This window comes from Enterobacter cloacae complex sp. SHL021, assembly GCF_049237765.1.
In the GTDB taxonomy this organism is placed as follows: Bacteria; Pseudomonadota; Gammaproteobacteria; order Enterobacterales; family Enterobacteriaceae; genus Enterobacter; species Enterobacter cloacae.
In genome coordinates this window covers 1-20711 of sequence record NZ_JBMKJG010000029.1, presented here as the reverse complement: position 1 = coordinate 20711, position 20711 = coordinate 1, and the positions used below count along the sequence as shown (strand labels likewise).

At 54.9% G+C, this 20711-nt stretch carries 17 protein-coding genes, 2 tRNA genes and 1 pseudogene; 6 read left to right on the top strand and 14 right to left on the bottom strand.

Annotated features, from left to right (window positions below):
• Positions 1 to 31: 31 nt before the first annotated feature.
• Positions 32 to 610 carry a D-sedoheptulose 7-phosphate isomerase gene (gene lpcA / locus ACOTZF_RS22400; protein WP_013095727.1) on the bottom strand — a complete coding sequence of 193 codons (579 nt, stop codon included), beginning with the start codon at positions 608 to 610 and terminating at the stop codon, positions 32 to 34.
• A 239-nt stretch (positions 611 to 849) separates the two neighbouring features.
• Here lpcA and fadE point away from each other — a divergent pair, with 239 nt between their 5' ends.
• Both fadE and ACOTZF_RS22390 read left to right on the top strand, forming a co-directional pair.
• A complete protein-coding gene (fadE, locus tag ACOTZF_RS22395; RefSeq protein ID WP_020686311.1) occupies positions 850 to 3294 on the top strand; it encodes an acyl-CoA dehydrogenase FadE in 2445 nt (814 codons plus the stop codon).
• Between the two features lie 107 nt (positions 3295 to 3401).
• The gene (locus ACOTZF_RS22390; RefSeq protein ID WP_029882429.1) at positions 3402 to 4172 is read left to right on the top strand and encodes an amidohydrolase; all 771 of its coding nucleotides are present in this window, start codon (positions 3402 to 3404) and stop codon (positions 4170 to 4172) included.
• 84 nt (positions 4173 to 4256) lie between these two features.
• Here the strand turns inward: ACOTZF_RS22390 and ACOTZF_RS22385 are convergent, their stop codons facing one another.
• The 7 genes and pseudogenes from ACOTZF_RS22385 to dnaQ all read right to left on the bottom strand — a co-directional run bounded on the left by ACOTZF_RS22385 (position 4257) and on the right by dnaQ (position 12134).
• Positions 4257 to 5858, bottom strand: coding sequence for a gamma-glutamyltransferase family protein (locus tag ACOTZF_RS22385; protein WP_020686309.1), 1602 nt, complete (start codon positions 5856 to 5858; stop codon positions 4257 to 4259).
• A 9-nt stretch (positions 5859 to 5867) separates the two neighbouring features.
• Positions 5868 to 6743, bottom strand: coding sequence for an ABC transporter permease (locus ACOTZF_RS22380; protein WP_129253449.1), 876 nt, complete (start codon positions 6741 to 6743; stop codon positions 5868 to 5870).
• 2 nt (positions 6744 to 6745) lie between these two features.
• The gene (locus ACOTZF_RS22375; RefSeq protein ID WP_013095722.1) at positions 6746 to 7687 is read right to left on the bottom strand and encodes an ABC transporter permease; all 942 of its coding nucleotides are present in this window, start codon (positions 7685 to 7687) and stop codon (positions 6746 to 6748) included.
• 18 nt (positions 7688 to 7705) lie between these two features.
• A pseudogene (locus tag ACOTZF_RS22370) lies at positions 7706 to 8736 on the bottom strand (ABC transporter substrate-binding protein); the annotation flags it as partial.
• Positions 8666 to 10153 carry an Ig-like domain-containing protein gene (locus ACOTZF_RS22365; protein ID WP_241692344.1) on the bottom strand — a complete coding sequence of 496 codons (1488 nt, stop codon included), beginning with the start codon at positions 10151 to 10153 and terminating at the stop codon, positions 8666 to 8668. The pseudogene ACOTZF_RS22370 and the gene ACOTZF_RS22365, both read right to left, overlap by 71 nt.
• Before the next feature lie 1042 nt (positions 10154 to 11195).
• A tRNA-Asp gene (locus ACOTZF_RS22360) sits at positions 11196 to 11272 on the bottom strand.
• A gap of 130 nt (positions 11273 to 11402) precedes the next feature.
• A complete protein-coding gene (gene dnaQ, locus ACOTZF_RS22355; RefSeq protein ID WP_013095690.1) occupies positions 11403 to 12134 on the bottom strand; it encodes a DNA polymerase III subunit epsilon in 732 nt (243 codons plus the stop codon).
• Between the two features lie 64 nt (positions 12135 to 12198).
• Here dnaQ and rnhA point away from each other — a divergent pair, with 64 nt between their 5' ends.
• Positions 12199 to 12666, top strand: coding sequence for a ribonuclease HI (gene rnhA / locus ACOTZF_RS22350; protein WP_013095689.1), 468 nt, complete (start codon positions 12199 to 12201; stop codon positions 12664 to 12666).
• Here rnhA and ACOTZF_RS22345 read toward each other — a convergent pair whose 3' ends face one another.
• Entirely contained in the window at positions 12667 to 13383 is a 717-nt protein-coding gene (locus ACOTZF_RS22345) for a class I SAM-dependent methyltransferase (protein WP_129253487.1), read from the bottom strand. It abuts the gene before it with no gap.
• 32 nt (positions 13384 to 13415) lie between these two features.
• Between ACOTZF_RS22345 and gloB the strand changes: the two genes are divergently transcribed.
• Both gloB and mltD read left to right on the top strand, forming a co-directional pair.
• Complete coding sequence (gloB, locus tag ACOTZF_RS22340) at positions 13416 to 14174, top strand: hydroxyacylglutathione hydrolase (RefSeq protein WP_029882852.1); 759 nt, start codon at positions 13416 to 13418, stop codon at positions 14172 to 14174.
• Between the two features lie 68 nt (positions 14175 to 14242).
• A complete protein-coding gene (gene mltD, locus ACOTZF_RS22335; protein WP_013095686.1) occupies positions 14243 to 15607 on the top strand; it encodes a murein transglycosylase D in 1365 nt (454 codons plus the stop codon).
• Positions 15608 to 15657: 50 nt separating this feature from the next.
• Here mltD and ACOTZF_RS22330 read toward each other — a convergent pair whose 3' ends face one another.
• The 3 genes from ACOTZF_RS22330 to ACOTZF_RS22320 form a co-directional block, all read right to left on the bottom strand.
• Complete coding sequence (locus ACOTZF_RS22330; RefSeq protein WP_129318023.1) at positions 15658 to 16431, bottom strand: class I SAM-dependent methyltransferase; 774 nt, start codon at positions 16429 to 16431, stop codon at positions 15658 to 15660.
• Positions 16432 to 16507: 76 nt separating this feature from the next.
• Entirely contained in the window at positions 16508 to 17305 is a 798-nt protein-coding gene (locus tag ACOTZF_RS22325; protein WP_038420885.1) for an endonuclease/exonuclease/phosphatase family protein, read from the bottom strand.
• A 137-nt stretch (positions 17306 to 17442) separates the two neighbouring features.
• Entirely contained in the window at positions 17443 to 18618 is a 1176-nt protein-coding gene (locus ACOTZF_RS22320; protein ID WP_029882849.1) for an MFS transporter, read from the bottom strand.
• 104 nt (positions 18619 to 18722) lie between these two features.
• On the opposite strand from ACOTZF_RS22320, the gene yafC reads away from it, so the two are divergent.
• Complete coding sequence (gene yafC / locus ACOTZF_RS22315) at positions 18723 to 19628, top strand: DNA-binding transcriptional regulator YafC (protein ID WP_129253484.1); 906 nt, start codon at positions 18723 to 18725, stop codon at positions 19626 to 19628.
• Positions 19629 to 19657: 29 nt separating this feature from the next.
• Here yafC and dkgB read toward each other — a convergent pair whose 3' ends face one another.
• Positions 19658 to 20461 (bottom strand): 2,5-didehydrogluconate reductase DkgB, encoded by an 804-nt coding sequence (dkgB, locus tag ACOTZF_RS22310; RefSeq protein ID WP_013095681.1) that lies wholly within the window; start codon positions 20459 to 20461, stop codon positions 19658 to 19660.
• Positions 20462 to 20624: 163 nt separating this feature from the next.
• Positions 20625 to 20701, bottom strand: a tRNA-Asp gene (locus ACOTZF_RS22305).
• Between the last annotated feature and the right edge of the window lie 10 nt (positions 20702 to 20711).

Below are 20711 nucleotides of genomic sequence, written 5' to 3'. Positions count from 1 at the left end.
GCGGGGGGCACCGGTGCCCCCCAGCGAAGCCTTACTTAACCATCTCTTTTTCGATCAGCTGGATCAGGATGTGGATCACTTTGATGTGAATTTCCTGAATGCGGTCAGCATAACCGAAGTGCGGAACACGGATTTCAACGTCCGCGGTACCGTCCATCTTACCGCCATCTTTGCCCGTCAGGGTGATGACTTTCATCCCTTTTTCACGCGCCGCCGCAATCGCTTTGATCACGTTACCAGAGTTGCCCGAAGTGGAGATACCCAGCAGCACGTCACCTTCACGACCAACCGCTTCAACGTAGCGGGAGAAGATGTAGTCGTAACCGAAATCGTTGCCCACGCAGGAGATGTGGCTCACGTCGGAGATCGCAATCGCCGGGTAGCCCGGACGGTTTTCACGATAACGCCCGGTCAGCTCTTCTGCGAAGTGCATAGCGTCGCAGTGGGACCCCCCGTTACCGCAGGAGAGCACTTTGCCACCGGCTTTGAAACTGTCGGCCAGCAGGACCGCCGCGCGCTGAATAGCGTGAATATTGGCATCATCTTTCAGAAAGTTAGCCAGCGTTTCCGCCGCTTCGTTCAGTTCGTTACGAATAAGATCCTGGTACATGAGGATAATCCTTCAGTATTGATGAGATAACACAGTGGAGTGTACCGGATAGCAATAAAAGCGAGAAGCTAAAGGGATGCGAATCGTCTGACGTTTTGCGTTTTCGTGCCGGCAAACAAACGAACAATGTGAACCAGGTTGTAATTATTTTGTAAACACATTGCTAAAGGAAATAACATCAACTACAACCATATCATCACAAGTGGTCAGACCTCCTACAAGCAAGGGAGCTTTTCTTTATGATGATTTTGAGCATTCTCGCAACCGTTGTCCTGCTCGGTGTGCTGTTCTATCACCGTGTAAGTTTATTCCTGAGCAGCCTGATTCTTCTGGCCTGGACGGCTGTGCTTGGCGTCGCAGGTCTCTGGAATATCTGGCTTTTAGTGCCGCTGGCCATCATCCTTCTGCCGTTTAACTTTGCCCCGATGCGTAAGTCGATGATCTCCGCGCCGGTATTCAAAGGTTTCCGCAAAGTGATGCCACCGATGTCGCGCACCGAGAAAGAAGCGATTGACGCCGGTACCACCTGGTGGGAAGGCGATCTGTTCCAGGGCAACCCGGACTGGAAAAAACTGCATAACTACCCGCAGCCGCGTCTGACAGCGGAAGAACAAGCCTTTATTGACGGCCCGGTAGAAGAAGCCTGCCGTATGGCCAATGACTTTGCCATCACCCATGAAATGGCCGACCTGCCGCCGGAGCTGTGGGCATACCTGAAAGAGCATCGCTTCTTCGCGATGATCATCAAAAAAGAGTATGGCGGTCTGGAATTCTCCGCGTACGCTCAGGCTCGCGTGCTGCAAAAACTGGCTGGCGTCTCCGGGATCCTGGCGATCACCGTGGGCGTACCTAACTCCTTAGGCCCGGGCGAACTGCTGCAGCATTACGGTACAAAAGAGCAGAAAGATCACTATCTGCCGCGTCTGGCACGCGGTCAGGAAATTCCATGCTTCGCACTGACCAGCCCGGAAGCGGGTTCCGATGCAGGCGCCATCCCGGATACCGGTGTGGTCTGCATGGGCGAATGGCAGGGCGAGCAGGTACTGGGTATGCGCCTGACCTGGAACAAACGCTACATTACGCTCGCGCCTGTCGCTACCGTGCTGGGCCTGGCGTTTAAACTCTCCGACCCGGAAAAACTGCTGGGTGGTGAAGAAGATCTGGGCATTACCTGTGCGCTGATCCCCACCTCTACCCCGGGCGTTGAAATTGGTCGTCGCCACTTCCCGCTGAACGTGCCGTTCCAGAACGGTCCGACCCGCGGTCAGGATATCTTTGTCCCGATTGATTACATCATCGGTGGGCCGAAAATGGCCGGTCAGGGCTGGCGTATGCTGGTGGAATGTCTGTCCGTTGGTCGCGGCATTACTCTGCCGTCGAACTCAACCGGCGGGCTGAAATCGGTGGCGATGGGGATTGGTGCCTACGCGCACATCCGTCGTCAGTTCAAAATCTCCATCGGCAAGATGGAAGGGATCGAAGAGCCGCTGGCGCGTATCGCAGGCAACGCCTACGTGATGGATGCCGCCGCGTCGTTAATTACCTACGGCATTATGCTGGGTGAAAAACCGGCCGTACTGTCCGCGATTGTGAAGTACCACTGCACCCACCGCGCACAACAGTCGATCATTGATGCAATGGATATCGCAGGTGGTAAAGGCATAATGCTCGGCGAAGGCAACTTCCTGGCGCGTGGCTATCAGGGCGCACCGATCGCCATCACCGTAGAAGGGGCAAACATCCTGACCCGCAGCATGATGATCTTCGGCCAGGGGGCGATTCGCTGCCATCCGTACGTGCTGGAAGAGATGGCCGCCGCGCAGAACAACGACGTGGATGCCTTCGACAAGCTGCTGTTCAAACATATCGGTCATGTAGGCAGCAATAAAGTGCGCAGCTTCTGGCTGGGTCTGACCCGCGGGCTGACCAGCGCCACGCCAACCCATGATGCGACAAAACGTTATTACCAGCATCTGAACCGGCTGAGCGCCAACCTGGCGCTGCTGTCCGACGTCTCCATGGCAGTGCTGGGCGGTAGCCTGAAGCGTCGCGAGCGCATCTCTGCCCGTCTGGGTGATGTGCTGAGCCAGCTCTACCTGGCTTCTGCGGTACTGAAACGCTACGACGACGAAGGCCGTCAGGAAGCGGATCTGCCGCTGGTGCACTGGGGGGTGCAGGATGCGCTGTATCAGGCCGAGCAGGCGATTGACGATCTGCTGGTGAACTTCCCTAACCGTCTGGTGGCAGGTGCCCTGCGCGTGGCGATCTTCCCGACCGGTCGTCATCATCTGGCGCCGTCTGACAAGCTGGATCATAAAGTGGCGAAAATCCTGCAGGTACCGAGCGCAACCCGCTCACGTATCGGCCGCGGTCAGTATCTGGCGCCAACGCCACATAACCCGGTGGGTCTGCTGGAAGAGGCGCTGCTGGACGTGATGGCCGCCGACCCGATTCACCAGAAGATCTGTAAACAGCTGGGCAAAAACCTGCCGTTTACCCGCCTGGATGAACTGGCGAAACAGGCGCTGGCGGGTGGCATCATTGACAACAGCGAAGCCGCACTCCTGGTGAAAGCCGAAGAGAGCCGTCTGCGCAGCATTAACGTCGATGATTTCGAACCGGACGAGCTGGCGACACAGCCGGTAAAGCTGCCGGAGAAACACCGCAAACCTGAAGCCGCTTAACGCGTTTCGTCCTGAAAAACCCCGCCACGTGCGGGGTTTTTTATTGCCATCTTTTCTCTTTATGTCGTGCTACAGTGTCAAAAAGGGTCGTTTGAGGAGTCTGAATTGTGCCTGGTCTGAAGATTTCTATTTTGCAGCAACCTTTAGTGTGGATGGATGGCCCTGCCAACCTGCGCCACTTTGATCGTCAACTGGAAGGCATTACCGGGCGCGATGTGATTGTCCTGCCGGAGATGTTCACCACGGGCTTCGCGATGGAAGCCGCACAACAGTCGATGCCGCAGGATGAGGTGGTCGCCTGGATGCACGCCAAAGCGCAGCAGACCAACGCGCTAATCGCCGGGAGTGCCGCCCTGCAAACGGAACGCGGCCCGGTGAACCGCTTCCTGCTGGTTGAGCCGGAGGGGAAGGTCCATTTTTACGATAAACGTCACCTGTTCCGCATGGCCGATGAGCATCATCATTATCAAGCCGGCAACGAACGCGTGGTGTTTGAATGGCGCGGCTGGCGTATTCTGCCGCTGGTCTGCTACGACCTGCGCTTCCCGGTCTGGTCGCGCAACCGCAACGATTACGACCTGGCGCTGTATGTCGCCAACTGGCCTGCGCCGCGCTCCCTGCACTGGCAGTCGCTGCTGGTGGCACGCGCAATTGAAAACCAGGCGTACGTGGTGGGGTGTAACCGCGTGGGAACAGACGGCAACGGACATCACTACCGGGGCGATAGCCGGGTGGTGAATCCGCAGGGCGAGATCATCGCCACCGCCGAACCGCATCAGGCGACGCGCATTGATGCCGAGCTGTCGTTGACGGCGCTGAAGGAGTATCGCGAGAAGTTCCCCGCCTGGCAGGATGCGGATCCGTTTAGTATTGGCTGAAAAAAGCCGGGTGGCGGCTATGCCTTACCCGGCCTACAAAAAGCACAGCGTAGGCCCGGTAAGCGCAGCGCCACCGGGCGTTAATCAACTCACCAGCGCCTGCCCGTCTTTGCGGCTCTCCGTCGCGGCCACGTAGTGCCCTTCCGGCATCCGGTAAATCACCTGCGCACCGCCAAAGTTATACTCCTGGAGCGGATCTTCCACGACGATGTGGTGGCCACGTTCACGCAGGGCAGCAATGGTGTTGCGATCGAACGTCGATTCGACGATCACCTCCCGGCCCTGCACCACGCGCCAGCGCGGGGCGTCGATTGCTGCCTGCGGGTTTTGCCCGTGCAGCATGATCCGCAGCGCCATCTGCATATGCCCTTGCGCCTGCATTGGCCCACCCATCACACCAAAAGACATCAGCGGCTGGCCGTTGCCGTCCATCGCAAAACCCGGAATGATGGTGTGGAACGGACGCTTGCTGCCCGCCAGCGCGTTCGGGTGCTTCGGATCCAGCACAAATCCGCAGCCGCGGTTTTGCAGGCTGATGCCGGTATCCGGTACCACAATCCCTGAACCAAAGCCCATATAGTTGGACTGGATAAACGAAACCATCATCCCGCTGGCATCCGCGGTGCTGATGTAGACCGTGCCGCTCTGCGTCGGCGAACCGTACTCAAAATCCGAGGCTTTATCAGGGTCGATAAGCGCCGCGCGCGATTTCAGATAATGGTCGCTCAGCAGCTCTTTAGCCGCAAACTCCATGTGCGCTTCATCCGCCACGTAGCGGTCGAGATCCGCCAGCGCCAGCTTCATCGCCTCAATGGATAAATGCAGGGATTGCACGGAGTCCGGATGATGGTGCTCAATGCCGCACTGCTCCAGAATGCCGAGCGCAATCAACGTGGCGATCCCCTGCCCGTTCGGCGGTAGCTCCTGCACCGAACCGCCGGCAAAGTCGCGCGACAACAGATCCACCCAGTCCACACGATGGTTCGCCAGATCCTCAGCCGTCAGATGGGCGCCGTGCGCTTTGGCGAAGGCGGCAATTTTCTGCGCCAGCTCGCCCCGATAAAACGCCTCGCCGTTGGTTTTTGCAATCAGCTCCAGCGAGTTCGCCTGCGCCGGGTTACGGAAGATCTCCCCTACGCGCGGGGCGCGGCCTTCCGGTGCGAAGCAGGCGCTAAAGCCCGGCTGGTCTTTGAGTTTGTTATAACCGCGCTGCCAGAGATGGCCAATCAGCGGCGAAACCGGGAAACCGTTACGCGCATACTCAATGGCAGGCTGCGCCAGCGTGGTCAGCGGCAGCGTGCCAAAACGTTCCGCCAGCGCCACCCAGCCCGATACCGCACCGGGCACGGTTACCGCATCCCAGCCGATTTCCGGCATCGCCGTTTTGCCAGCGAACAGATCCGCATGCCAGCTCGCAGGCGAGCGGCCAGAGGCGTTCAGGCCGTGGAGCTTTTCGCCATCCCAGACGATGGCGAAGGCATCGCTGCCAATCCCGTTACCGGTGGGTTCAACCACCGTCAGCGCCATCGCGGTGGCGACAGCCGCATCAACGGCGTTGCCGCCCAGCTGCAGCATCTTCATTCCCGCCTGCGCCGCCAGCGGCTGCGAGGTGGCAACCGCGTTATGGCCCATCATCGGCGGGCGTCGTGAAGCGTAACCGGACGTAAAATCAAGCGCTTTGGTCATCATGACTCCTTAGTCGTGGCGCGGATCGAGCGCATCGCGCAGCCCGTCGCCGAGTAAATTAAAGCCCTGCACGGCAAGGAAAATCGCCACGCCGGGGAAGACGGACATCCAGGGCGCCTGCTCAAGGAAGCCTTTGGCGGTGTTAAGCATTGAGCCCCAGGAGGGGTTCGGCGGCTGCTGCCCCAGACCCAGAAACGAGAGACTGGCTTCGGCGATAATCGCCGAGGCAATGGCCAGCGTGGCCTGCACCAGAATGGGTGACATCACGTTCGGCAGGACATATTTGATGATGATCCAGCGATCCGGCAGGCCAATTGCCCGCGCGCCGTCGATGTACTCTTCGTTGCGAATGGCGATCACCTGGCCGCGCGTGAGACGGGCGAAGATCGGCATCGCGGAAAGGCCAATGGCGATCATGGCATTGGTCAGGCTTGGCCCTAAAAACGCCCCGAGGGCGATCGCCATGATCAGAAACGGACAGGCCAGCAGCGCTTCGATAACGCGTGAGATCACCCCATCCCACATCTTCTGAAAGTAACCAGCCACCAGCCCCAGCGGCACGCCGATGATCACGGCGATGGCCACCGACATACACCCCGCCATCAGCGAGGTTCTGGCTCCCCAGATAATGCGGGATAAAATATCGCGCCCCAGCTCGTCGGTGCCGAACCAGTACATCGCCGAGGGCGCTTTACGCACCGCGAGGAAATTCGCCTTCACCGGATCGAACGGCGCGATCCACGGTGCAAGCAGCGCCACCAGCACAAAGAAGCCCACAATCACCGCGCCGATCACCGCGCTTTTATTGGCGAGAAATTTCTTCAGCACCCGGTTCTGCGCGCGGGGCAGAACCGGCGCAACGGTTTGAGTTGTCAGTTCCGCCATGGTTAACCTCGCATTTTCGGATTGATGAGAACGTACAGCACATCGGCCAGCAGGTTCAGCAACAGGAAGCCAATCGCCACGATCAGCACCACGCCCTGCACCACCGCGTAGTCGCGGTTAAACACCGAGTCGACGATCATTTTGCCAAATCCCGGAATGGTGAAGACCTGCTCGGTCAGCACCGCGCCGCCCAGCAGCTCGCCGAACAGCAGCGTGGTAAGCGTGATCACCGGTACCAGCGCGTTGCGAAACGCATGCTTGATAATGACGGCTTTTGGCAGCAGCCCTTTGGCCCGCGCGGTGCGGATGTAGTCAGCTTTGAGCACGGCGATCATGGAGGCGCGGGTATGGCGCATCAGCGTGGCCGCCAGCCCGGTGCCGAGCACGGCGGCAGGCAGCAGCAACGTCCGCAGGTTCTGCACCGGATCTTCACTAAACGGCACAAACCCGGACGCCGGCAGCCACTGCAGATTGACCGAAAAGACCAGTATCAGCAGGATCCCGAGCCAGAAGTGCGGTATCGAGATCCCGGAGATCGCCACAAAGTTCGCCCCGTGATCGACCCAGCTGTTTTTGTTCACCGCCGCGAGGATCCCCATGCTGATGCCGAACACCAGGGCGATGATCATCGCCAGCAGCGACAGCTCCAGCGTGACCGGCAGTTTGCTGGCGATAAGCTCGGTCACCGGTTCGTGCGTGCGTAAGGAGACCCCAAGATCGCCCTGCAGCGCGCGCGTCAGCCAGTGGAAATACTGCACCGGGATGGGCGCATCCAGATTGAGTTCAGCGCGCAGCTGGGCGATCACCGCCGGATCGCGCTCCTCGCCCGCCATGGCGATGAGCGGATCGCCGGGCAGCAGCTTCTGCAGCCCGAACACCATCATACTCACCAGCAATAGCGTCGGAATGGCCAGCAGTAGCCGTTTGCAAATCAGTTCCAGCATGGTCTCTCCTCGGGACGGTTATTTCGCCAGCGTCACACCGGCCAGACGCACGATGCCGTCCGGGTACGGCTTAAAGCCCTGCACGCTTTTGTTCAGGCCGAAAATGCGCGGCTCAAAGTAGAGGTAGGCAATCGGCATGTCGGTTTGCAGCTGCTTCACTACCTTGTCGTACAGCGGCTGGCGAACGGCTTTATCGTTGCTGAGACGCGCCTGGGTCAGCCACTCATCGACCTGCGCGTTGCTGTAACGGCCGTCGTTAGCGTCCCTTTGCTGTGGATAAAACCGTAGATGCTGCCATCCGGGTCCGGGCGTCCTGACCAGCCGGAGAAGCTCAGCTGGTAATCACCGCTCTGCTGGCGATCGAGCAGCGTGGCGAACTCGGTCATCTGCAGATTCAGGGTAAAGCCCGCCTCGGCCACCATCGCCTGCAATACCTGGCCGACCTGCTGCGAGGTTGGGTTGTTCGGCACCAGCAGATTCACGTTCAGCGGCGTCGCGACGCCTGCGGCTTTAAGCAGCGCTTTCGCCTTGTCGACGTCACGCGGGGGCACCGGCAGGTTGACGTGATACGGGCTTACCGTCGAAAACGGCTGGTTGGCAGGCGTATAGAGTCCTTCAAAGACCACCTGATTGAGCGCATCGCGGTCAATGGCCTGAGAGAACGCTTCACGCACGCGGGCGTCCTTGAACGGATCGTTCGCTGGCACCTTGCCATTATTGATATTGAAGGTGATGCCCTGATACCCGAGGCCGGTCACCTTCGCCAGCGCCAGCTTGCTGTCGGCTTCGACGGTTTTAACGTCGCTGGCAGCAATGCCCTCGGTCAGATCGAGATCGCCCGCGCGCAGGTTCGCCAGACGCACGGAGGCATCCGGGATCGGCAGGTAGATGATCTTGTCGAAGTGGTAAGCGTCTTTATTCCAGTAGTTGTCGAAACGAGTCAGAACAATGCGGTCCTGGGAGACGCGGCTGTCGAATTTATAAGGACCGGAGCAGACGGGATGGGCGGCAAAGTCCGGCTTTTTCGCCGCTTCGGGGGCCATCACTGCCTACCACCGCTGTACCAATCAGGTGTTTGCCGGAAGAGTCGGTGGTGTAGACAAAGACGGTGTTCCCTGCTTCACCGATACCACTGATGAGCGGTTTGCTGTCATCGGTGATGTCACCGCTGGCTACATTGCCCTGACGATCGCCTACGTCATCCGCAACGGCGGTAATATTCAGAACATTTGCTGAAGCATCAGGCGCGGTAGTGTCAACTTCAAACTCCAGCGCTTCCGAGGGGTCGCTGGTATTGCCCGCCTTATCCGTCTGCGTAACGGTGATGCTGTGGTCGCCTTCACCCAGCGGTTTCTCTGGTTTCAGCGTCCAGTTGCCTTTATCGTCAATAACGGTTGTGCCAAGCACCTCGTCACCATCATAAATGGTCACGGTGTCGCCCGGTTCGCCTTTACCGCTGAATACCGGACGGGTTTCATCCGTGACGTCACCGCCTTTCAGCTGGCCCGTAATCGGCCCGGTATTATCCAGGGAATCGGCCATATCCGGTTTGGCTGGCGGCGTGGTATCCACAATAATCTGAATCGGATCGGAAGGATCGCCTTCATTGCCGAGCGGATCTTCCTCAACGACCACGACATTATGTTCACCCTCGGCAAGTTCATCCTTAGGTGTAAATGACCATTTACCTTCGTCGTCGACGATAACCGAGCCGATCTCTTTATCATTGTCTTTGATAATGATGGTATTGCCCGGTGTTCCCTCTCCACTGAAAGAAGGCTGACTGTCATCCGTCACATCGCCCGGTTTGAGCGGACCGGTTACCGGACCGGTATTGTCAATCACCTCAGGCGTTTCTGCTTTTCCCGGAGGTTCAGTCAATACAATAAAATCACGCTCATCAGACGGTTCGCTGACGTTACCCGCTTTATCCGTCTGGCTGACCGTGATGCTGTGGCTACCGTCAGTGAGGTTTTCGGACGGTTTGAAATACCAACGGCCATCCTCATTAACGGTGGTTTCGCCGATCTTTTTACCGTTATCGTAAATTGCGATCGTTGCGCCAGCTTCACCGGTGCCGCTCATTTCCGGTTGAGGATCGTCGGTGTAAGCATCATCATGAATTTCACCGGTGGTTTTACCCACTTTGTCCATGATGTGTTCAATCGTTGGCGCTTTTGGCGCAACCGTATCAACAACGATGACAATCGGGTCTGATGGAGGACTCGCGTTGCCGTCAGGATCTTTTTCCACGACGGTCAGCTCGTGCTCGCCTTCGCCCAGTGGCTTATCAGGCGTATAGCTCCACTCGCCTTCATCATCGACGATAACGGAGCCGATCTCTTTGTCGTTATCGTAGATATGGATGGTATCACCAGGCTTACCTTTACCGGTCAGCGTCGGCGTTGAGTCATCGGTCGTATCACCTGATTTTAACGGGCCTTTGATTGAGCCTTCATCATCCATTGTGGTGCCGATGCTCGGCTTATCAGGCGTGGAGTGGTTATCGCCGTCGTCTTTGTCCATCTCAGACAGCGCGAAAGCAGCCCCTACACCCGCCGCCGCAAGTGCAAACCATCCCAGCATGCCAAACAGCATGTCGTTGTCGTCATCCGGTGCCGTCAGAAGAGGCCCACCCGCGCCTAACGGTTCTCCGCCTAACGCCACAGGAGACATGCTGCCGTCAGCCATCAGATAGCCGGTGTCGTAGCTTTCGCCCGACAGAGGAACATAGGCGTAGAGTAATCCATCTTCCGCCATGCCCATCAGCACCGGGTTGTTAGGATCACCATTGAAGTAATCTTCAATAATTATGCTTGGCTGTGTATCGCCTTCCTGGATAATGTGCAGCGCCTTGTCTACGCGCTGCAGCGTAATATTTTCTGGAGCGAAGTCGTCGTTAATATTCTTCAATAAATATTTATTGCCGGGGATAAGTTTTACCTTAACCGTCCGGCCTGCATCTGCGGTCAACAACCGAGTTTTTCCGTCTCCGTTATTGACCGCTAAAATGACTTTATTGTCCGTCATACTTAAAGTCCTTGGTGAATTTCACTCACTAAATTGTGGATATATAAACTTTTTTGTTGATACACCCTGAACTACCTTACGTTGAAACCTTTCTGAGATAATTCATGTCCACAGGGTTCATCGACATGATGCTTAAAACTATCATGTCTGACCTCTTTATATGGGTAGGAAAAAACCACGCAACGGTCTACGCCGCATTAGGAATAGTTGACATCAAAAAGCTATTAATGAGTGAACAAGGAAGGAGGAGGAAAAGAATAATTAACGGTTAAGAACTTACACGAAAAGAATAATAAATCAAATTGATTATTTTAATAAAAATAACAGAATGAGATTTTTAATAAAAAATAAATTAAACAGGAACTCAGCCGTTCACCGCGTGACGACAGCAACGGGCCGGGTAGACGAGAGAAATTCAGGATTGAGGAAACGCAGAAATGAAAAAGGCCCACGTTATAAATAACGTGGGCCTGAATAGTGGCGGAACGGACGGGACTCGAACCCGCGACCCCCTGCGTGACAGGCAGGTATTCTAACCGACTGAACTACCGCTCCGCTGTGTTCCCTTGGGAACGAGGCGCATATTACGGTTTGCCTCTGAACTCGTCAACGCTTTTTCTCACGTTTTGAATCGTTTGCTGCAAAAATCACCCGAACGGTGATTTTACAGGCATTCTGGCATGCCTTACGCACGCCACATACAGCTTCCGCCCTTCTTCTGGACCAGATCCAGACGAGATTCGTGGTTGAGAAGCTCTTCATCACTCGCTAAAACAACCCGCAAGCGGCTGGCCTGGCGAACAACACGCTGAATTCCCGCTTCGCCCTGCGTCTGCTGAGATTCATTCTCCATGCTGAACTTCATTGACGTTTGACCGCCGGTCATCGCCAGATAGACATCCGCCAGGATCTGGGCATCGAGCAATGCCCCGTGCAGCGTTCGCTTGGTGTTGTCTATTTCATAACGTGAACAGAGCGCATCGAGGCTGTTACGCTTGCCGGGGAACATCTTCCTGGCCAGCGCCAGGCTGTCAGTGACCTTGCAGAAGGTGTTCGTTTTGGGGATATCGCGCTGCAGTTTACTAAACTCGTAGTCCATAAAGCCGATATCGAACGAGGCGTTGTGAATGACGAGCTCTGCGCCTTTGATGTAGTCCAGAAATTCGTCCGCCACCTCCGCGAAGGTCGGTTTATCCAGCAAGAACTCATCGGCAATACCATGAACGCCGAACGCTTCGGGATCCACCAGCCGATCGGGTTTGAGATAGACGTGGAAGTTGTTCCCCGTCAGACGACGGTTCACCACTTCAACAGCACCGATCTCAATGATCTTGTGCCCTTCGTAGTGCGCGCCGATCTGGTTCATACCGGTGGTTTCGGTATCAAGAACAATCTGGCGAGTAATTGCAGTGCTCATAGCGGTCATTTATGTCAGACTTATCGTTTAACTGAACGTTTCAAATACAGGAAGTCTACCAGAGATGCGTAAACAGGTAGAAATTTTCACCGATGGATCTTGTCTCGGTAACCCAGGGCCTGGCGGCTATGGCGCGATTATGCGCTATCGTCAGCACGAAAAAACTTTTAGTGAAGGGTATTTCCTGACCACCAACAACCGCATGGAGTTGATGGCGGCCATCGTGGCGCTGGAAGCCTTAAAAGAACATTGTGACGTGGTGCTCAGTACCGACAGCCAGTACGTGCGCCAGGGGATCACCCAGTGGATCCACAACTGGAAAAAACGCGGCTGGAAGACGGCAGATAAGAAGCCCGTCAAGAATGTCGATCTCTGGAAACGGCTGGATGCGGCGCTGGGCCAGCATAATATTAAGTGGGAATGGGTAAAAGGCCATGCCGGCCACCCGGAAAACGAGCGCTGCGATGAACTGGCGCGGACGGCGGCCGCTAACCCGGCACATGAGGACGCGGGCTATCAGCCTGAATCCTGATTACGGTGTTCTGTACTGCCGCGTGGCCCCCACGGTCTGGCGGATTGGCGTTTTGGTTTTGCTCTGCTTCATCGGGTTAAGCGTCAGGGGAATGGTTCGCTTACGCGCAACGATAAACTGCATGCAGCCTAATGCGGGCAAATGGGTACTCAGCAAAACGCCCCCTTTTCTGGCCCAGGGCAGTACCTGAAATCCGCCGTAGCTGAGCACTTCAAAATTCAGCAGCGAAAGCCAGTCCAGCTGGCGCATCATGGTGAACATCCGGCTGTTATAAGGAGGAGTGCGGCGTAATACGGGCACCAGCTTGCGTAGCCCCATCAGGCTCAGCGGATTAAACCCGCTTATCACCAGCCAGCCGTCATCTATCAGCACGCGATCGGCTTCACGCAGCATGCGATGAGGATCGCTGCACCAGGGTATCGTATGCGCCAGCAGGCACGCATCAACCGACTTTTCCGCAAACGGCAGATGTAAAGGGTCTGCCTTCACCTGAACGGGCGATCCGCCGAGAGAGACATGGACCTGATGTGAGATAGCGCAGCTTTCGGTATTGATTTCCGCGCTGAGATTGCCAATCTTAAGCAGGTGAAAGCCATACATTTTCGCGAGCCAGGGCTTAAGCTGTAGTTCTAATGCTTCGCGATAGTATTCACCCCAGGGCAATTCCGCCCAACGTTCCGGTGCTGCGACAGTCTGAGGTATCCTTGCCGGTTTCATCAAAACACCCGCCACGCTATAAGAGGTAATGTATGAATCTTATCAGTATTCCTGCCTTTGAGGACAATTACATCTGGGTTTTAGTCGATGACGCGCGTCGATGCGTCATTGTCGACCCCGGAGAGGCCGCCCCGGTTCTGCAGGCAATAAAAGAGAACGGCTGGCAGCCTGAAGCCATCCTCCTGACCCACCATCACCACGATCATACCGGCGGTGTGCCTGAGCTGCGCGCCCGGTTCCCGCATCTGGTGGTTTACGGACCGGCAGAGGCACAAGATAAGGGAATCACGCAAGTAGTCGAAGAAGGCAAAAATATCCTCATACGTGAGTGGGAGTTTTCCGTATTTGCTACACCAGGTCACACTTTGGGACATCTGTGTTTCTACAGCAAACCTTATCTGTTTTGTGGCGATACGCTGTTTTCTGGCGGCTGTGGAAGACTGTTTGAAGGCACGCCAGCCCAGATGTATCAATCTTTACAAAAAATTAATGCCCTGCCTGACGATACTGTAATTTGTTGCGCGCATGAGTATACATTAGGAAATATGAAGTTTTCTGCCAGCATTTTACCTGAGGATCGTGCGATTCAGGATTACTATCAGAAAGTGAAGGAGTTACGTGCAAAAAACCAAAAAACACTACCCGTAATTCTGAAAAACGAGCGTAAAATTAATTTATTTCTTAGAACAGATGACATTGATTTAATTAATAAAATTAACCAAGAAACAAAATTGCAACAACCAGAACAGCGATTTGCATGGTTAAGGTCAAAGAAAGATAACTTCAGATAATTGCGGGTTGCCTTTTCAAAATTTCGCCGTTATCATCGCTCGTCTTTTAAGCAACTATTGACACACACATGAAGGCAAAAGCGATCTTACTCGCCTCTGTCCTGCTTGTTGGTTGCCAGTCGCAGAACGGCAGCAACGTACAACAGCACGCACAGAGCCTTTCTGCAGCTGGTCAAGGGGAAGCAGGGAAGTTTACAAGCTCAGCGCGTTGGTTGGACGATGGGACATCTTTCGCGCAGGATCAAAACTTGTGGACCTCTATTGGCGACGAGCTAAAGATGGGAATTCCGGAAAACAGCCGGATTCGCGAACAGAAACAGAAGTATTTAAGAAATAAGAGCTATCTCCACGATGTAACGTTACGGGCAGAGCCGTATATGTACTGGATAGCCGGGCAAGTTAAGAAACGTAACATGCCTATGGAGCTGGTACTCCTACCCATAGTGGAGAGCGCTTTTGACCCACACGCGACGTCTGGCGCCAATGCCGCAGGTATTTGGCAGATCATTCCGAGCACCGGGCGAAATTACGGTTTGAAACAGACCCGTAACTATGATGCGCGTCGCGATGTTGTCGCTTCCACGACAGCCGCTCTCGACATGATGCAACGTCTGAACAAGATGTTTGACGGCGACTGGTTGTTAACGGTTGCGGCGTATAATAGTGGCGAAGGTCGTGTACTGAAGGCAATGAAAGCGAATAAAGCACGGGGTAAATCCACCGATTTTTGGTCGCTCTCACTGCCACAGGAAACGAAGATTTACGTACCGAAGATGCTGGCATTGAGTGATATTCTCAAAAACAGCAAGCGTTACGGTGTACAACTGCCAACACCAGACGAAAGTCGTGCACTGGCGCGCGTTCGCCTCAGCAACCCGGTTGATATTCAACAGGTTGCCGATATGACGGGTATGTCAGTAAGTAAACTGAAAACCTTTAACGCGGGTGTTAAAGGCTCAACGCTGGGGGCGAGTGGCCCACAGTATGTGATGGTTCCGCAGAAACATGCTGAACAGTTACGTGAGTCTTTAGCGTCTGGTGAAATTGCCGCCGTTCAGTCAACGCTGATTGCGGATGCATCATCAGTCAACAGCCGCAGCTATAAGGTTCGTAGCGGTGATACGCTTTCGGGCATTGCATCACGTCTTGGCGTGACAGCAAAAGATCTGCAGCAGTGGAATAACCTGCGCAGCTCAGGCCTGAGAGTGGGTCAGACACTGACGGTGGGTGCGGGTAGCAGCGCACAGCGTCTCGCCAATAACAGCGATAGCATTACCTATCGCGTGCGTAAAGGCGATTCACTGTCCAGTATCGCAAAACGACACGGCGTGAACATTAAGGATGTGATGCGCTGGAATAATGATACTGACAATCTGCAACCAGGCGACCAGCTGACACTGTTTGTGAAAAACAGCGCCACGCCAGACTCCTGATTACACGATACAAAGATAAAAAGGCACCGATTCCCCTCGGTGCTTTTTTTTTACTTCGCTTTTTGCGCTTCAACCATGATGGTATCGCTGGTAAACGAACCGTCATCCTGCAATTCAAAGTAGGCCTTCACCTCTGAGGAAGCACTGTCCTGATACAACCGTATGGCCTGGCTTAACGCGTCCGGGGTGCGCATACGGGCGATCCACGAACTAAATTCCAGCGGTAAGCGATCGGTTATCAGTGAACGTGAAATTAAACCGGCCTCAGTGATAAACGTTAACCACTCTCCACTGGAATAATCCTGCACGTGCGAGGTGTCACGCAGCGCTTCAACCGTCTGCAGCCAGATGTTCCGTACAGGGTGACCCGGAGACATGACGTCCATAATGATGACGGTTCCGCCCGGCTTCAGCACGCGTTTGACTTCCCGTAATGCCTGGCCGACATCATGCCAGTGGTGCGCGGAGTAACGGCTGATAACAACGTCAAACGACGCCTCTTCGAAAGGTAAGGATTCGGCATAGCCCTGGCGCGTATCGACATTGTTGAGCCCTTTGGCTTTTGCCGCCTCCGCCACTACCTCCAGCATCTGGCTGGATAAATCATATGCCGTAACCTGAGCCACATGCTGCGCTGCTGTAAAGCTGGCATGCCCTGCTCCGCAGCCTAAATCCAGCACCGTCGCCTGCGGAAACGCCGAGAGACGCTCGCCGAGACGCACCAGATCGCGGCCAGAAGCATGTACGGCGCTGGTCAGATAGGCGCTTGCCTGGGAACCAAACTGTTTTTCGACGTTGTCGTGATGAGAGTATGTTGTTGTCATTGTACTGTCCTTGCGTTGGTTAAAGTAAAGGGCAGCACTCAACCGGCCTGCCCCACGGCAGACCTGACTCACCATATTAATCAGGTTTGCCGGGACTGAATTCCACTAGTAGCGGGTTGTGATCGGAGGCGCGAGTGACCAGAACAGAGGCATCATGCACGCTCAAACCACGATAGAAAACGAAATCGAGAGGACGACCGAACGCTTTCTTGCGCTGGTCATCACTAAAACGAACTTCACGCAGCGACATCTCCCGCGCAAAGCGATACAGCGCGTTCATGCGTGGACGGCTCCAGGCATTGAAATCCCCGGCCATAATAATAGGCCCACTGTGATGGGCTATCTGGTCACCAATCGGAAGTAACTGCTTACTATACACATCCACGCCCAGACTGAAGTTTACCGCATGGATGTTCACGACCATCAGCAGCCGCGTGTCAGGCAGTGGGTAGACCGTCACCAGCGCCGATTTTGCCAGTCGCAGGATAGGCTCGCGCTCGCGCAGCGGGCAGCAGTAAACCGGATGCGCGGCAGAAAGGGTCATCACGCCAGAGGGATGTTGCGGCAATACAAATGCGGGCACCTGGTCGGCGGCGAGATAGTTAGTGGTCGCAAACCTTACCAGCTCAGGCGTGGTTTGCGCCTCCTGCAGCAGAACCAGATGGGCATCTTTACCAAAGTTCTTGAGGACGGATAACCAATCCGCGCGCTGCTGTTTAAAGATATTCCATACCAGCACCCGAATTTTTTCATCGCTGCTTAACGGTGTACCGGCAGGTAATGCCTGGCTGAGGCTCGCAAACGACCCGGGAGGCAAGATCCTCTCCGCGGGCATTCCGGCAACATAACGCATGGCATAGGTATTTTTTCGCACTTTTGGAAACAACCTCTGTAACATGAACCAGCCCGGAAAACGGACTGGTTCTAATGTTATAGGGATTTTAGGTCACACTTTCAACGCAATTACTGAGAAACCTCTTTCCAGTTTTGTAAGCAAGCACTTACTGAGGTTTAACCAAGCGCTACGCGAGAGGGTTTATCAAGGCGCCCGCTCAGACCAATCAGCAGGAAGGCAACGAGCACAATAACGGCACCAATCCACGGGGTTTGGGTTAATCCAAAGTGCTCCACCGTCTGCCCGCCAACGATAGAGCCGATCGCGATACCAATGTTGAAGGCGGCAATGTTCAGACCAGAAGCCACATCCACCGCATTTGGCGTATAGCGTTCGGCTTTTTGTACCACGTAGACCTGCAGGCCGGGTACATTACCAAAGGCAAAGATGCCCATGACCAGTACCGTTACCAGCGCGGCGTACTGAATCGATGCCGTGAACTGGAAGAGCATCAGCAGAATCACCAGTGCCGCGAAGATAAACTTAAGCGCTGGTACAGCACCATGCTTATCCGCGAGCTTACCTCCCCAGATGTTGCCAATCGCCACAGAGATACCATACCCCAGTAAAATCCAGCTTACCGCTGCAGGAGAGAAGCCGGCCAGATCCTGCATCATTGGAGCGAGGAAGGTGAATGCCGTGAACACGCCGCCGTAGCCCAGCGCCGTAACGGCATAGATGAGCAGCAAACGAGGATGTGTGAGCACCTTAATCTGATCGCTCAGTCTTGCGCTTGTACGGCCGGGAATATTCGACGGTACCAGCAGCAGGCTGGCCACCAGTGCAATCACGCCCAGTAAAGAAACGGCGAGGAAGGTTTCACGCCAGCCGAAATGTTGCCCGATGAACGTCCCTAATGGTACGCCGGTGACCAGTGCGACGGTCAATCCGCCAAACATAATGGCAATGGCTGATGCAGCTTTCTCTTTGGGTACCAGGCTGGTTGCAATGGTGGAGCCAATCGAGAAGAACACCCCATGAGCAAGGCCAGTTAGCAGGCGGGCAATGACCAGCGTCGTGTAGTCCGGCGCCTGCCAGGCCAGTATATTGCCGGCCGTGAAGAGCACCATCAGCGCGACCAACAGTTGCTTACGCGGGAATCGCCCGGTTAATGCCGTCAGGACGGGTGCGCCGACAGCGACACCCAAAGCATAGATGGAGACCAACAGCCCGGCTGAAGGTAATGAGATAGCAAGCTGGTTAGCGATGGTAGGAACCAGTCCTACGATAACAAATTCGGTCGTGCCAATTGCAAAGGCACTGATCGTCAGGGCAAGTAGCGCCAGTGGCATAAAATACTCCGTATCATAAGGATTAAGATGACAGGCAGTATGCGCCAGTGGTTAAATAACAAAAATGGTCAAAATCTCAATAGAATTTTGCAGGTGGTGCAACAATGAAAGCAACCTCGGAAGAGCTGACAATCTTTGTCGCCGTCGTCGAAAGTGGCAGTTTTAGCCGCGCGGCAGAGCAGTTAGGGCAGGCAAACTCTGCTGTAAGCCGCTCGGTGAAAAAGCTTGAGATGAAGCTTGGGGTGAGTCTTCTCAACCGCACGACGCGGCAGTTGAGCCTGACGGAAGAAGGTGAACGGTACTTCCGCCGGGTGCAGTCTGTCTTACAGGAGATGGCTGCAGCAGAGACCGAGATCATGGAAACGCGCAGCACACCGCGTGGGCTATTGCGTATTGATGCGGCCACACCGGTAGTTCTGCACTTTCTGATGCCGCTGATTAAACCTTTCCGTGAACGCTATCCTGAGATGACGCTCTCTTTGGTCTCCTCTGAGACCTTTATCAATCTTATCGAACGTAAAGTCGATGTGGCGATCCGGGCGGGAACCCTGACGGACTCAAGCCTGCGCGCGCGTCCTCTGTTTGCCAGCTACCGTAAAATCATCGCCTCACCACAATACATAGCTGAACACGGCAAACCTGAAACCGTTGAAGAGCTGAAGCAGCATCTGTGTCTGGGTTTCACCGAGCCGTTATCACTGAATACCTGGCCTGTCGCCTGCCCTGACGGTCAGTTGCATGAGATCACCTGCGGGTTGTCGTCCAACAGCGGGGAAACGCTGAAGCAGCTGTGTCTTGAAGGAAACGGGATCGCCTGTTTGTCTGATTACATGATTGATAAAGAAATTGCGCGCGGTGATCTCGTGGAGTTAATGGCGGACAAGCGTCTGCCGGTAGAGATGCCCTTCAGTGCGGTTTACTACAGTGACAGAGCGGTGAGCACGCGTATCCGTGCCTTTATCGACTTTCTGAGCGAGCATATAAAAACAGCTCCCGAAGGAGCTGTATGAGGGTTAAGCGTACAGAGGGTGGGTCGATATTAATCCCAGTCTGGCGCTAAACCTTCCGGGCTCACCAGGCGATCGTTGCACTCCAGGGCAGCGATCGCTTTTTTGTCTTCGTCATCCAGCTGGAGATCAACAGCTAACAGGTTGCTGGCCAGGTTTTCACGCTTCGTTGAAGATGGAATAACGGCATAACCTTCGCCCATCGCCCAGGCCAGGATCACCTGTGCAGCCGTTGCGTTATGTTTATTTGCAATACGTGCAATGACCTCATCTTTCAGCGCTTTACCGTATGCCAGCGTCATGTAAGAAGTGATGTGAATGCCGTGCTGTTTGGCCCACGCCACCACATTGCGGTTTTGCAGATAAGGAGAGAGCTCAATCTGGTTGGTGGCAATGTTCTCTGCGCCAACGGCAGCGATGGCTTTTTCCATCAACGGAATGGTGAAGTTCGAAATACCAATTTGACGGGTTAAGCCCTGCTCTTTCGCTTCCAGCAGCGCCTGCATAAATTCTTCTACAGAAACGGCATCATTCGGAGATGGCCAGTGGATCAGGGTCAGATCGACATAGTCAGTACGCAGCTTCTTCAGGCTCTCTTTCAGGCTTGGGATCAGCTTGTCTTTACTGAGGTTCTCGATCCAGATTTTGGTGGTGATAAACAGTTCGTTACGCGGTACACCGCTTTCTTCAATCGCCTGGCCAACCGCAGCTTCATTTTCATAAATCTGCGCGGTATCAATTGCGCGATAGCCAAGCTCAAGGGCGGTTTTGACCGATGCGATAACAACGTCGTCTTTCAGGCGGAAAGTGCCCAGGCCTAATGCAGGGATAGTCATGTCATTCCTCGTTATTCGTAATGTTCGTTAACTGAGGAAGATTATCGCTGCTGGCGTTATGCTGAAAAAGGTCGTAAAACGCAGAGGATTTTTGCTGATTTAGCAATAATTGGTAAGCAGATAAGAAAAAAGCCCTGAGCGTTAAATCAGGGCTTTTAATAAGTGGCGGAACGGACGGGACTCGAACCCGCGACCCCCTGCGTGACAGGCAGGTATTCTAACCGACTGAACTACCGCTCCACCGAAGACT